Origin of the sequence: Chryseobacterium sp. SIMBA_029, from assembly GCF_046535275.1 — a bacterium.
Taxonomy (GTDB): domain Bacteria; phylum Bacteroidota; class Bacteroidia; order Flavobacteriales; family Weeksellaceae; genus Chryseobacterium.
Genome location: NZ_JAWRXA010000296.1, coordinates 1 through 273 on the forward strand (window position 1 = coordinate 1; position 273 = coordinate 273).

1 protein-coding gene is annotated in these 273 nt (G+C 59.7%); it reads left to right on the forward strand.

All coding sequences use genetic code 11. From position 1 onward, the window contains the following. On the forward strand, positions 1–200 hold a 200-nt coding region (locus SB679_RS24200; protein ID WP_410704791.1), incomplete at its 5' end, for a DUF2303 family protein. Positions 201–273: the final 73 nt, after the last annotated feature.

Genomic DNA, 273 nt, shown 5'->3' on the forward strand with positions numbered 1-273 from the left:
GTATTCCGGTGTTCCGCAACCGTGACGCGTATCGGGTCGATGCTCGTCTGCGCTATCGGGTGCGCGATGCAAAGCTCACATTCAATTACGAGCTCGTGCGCTTCGACAAGGTGCTCGAGGCCGCTGCGAACGGTGTGATTGCGACGATTCGCGAGAAGACGGGCAACCCCTTCTTCTTCGGCGATCCATTCGCCAGCTAATCGGACGCGAGGAGCAATCCCATGGACATCATCGAAATCGCGCGTGTGGCCGGCCTTGTCGTGCTGCTCGACG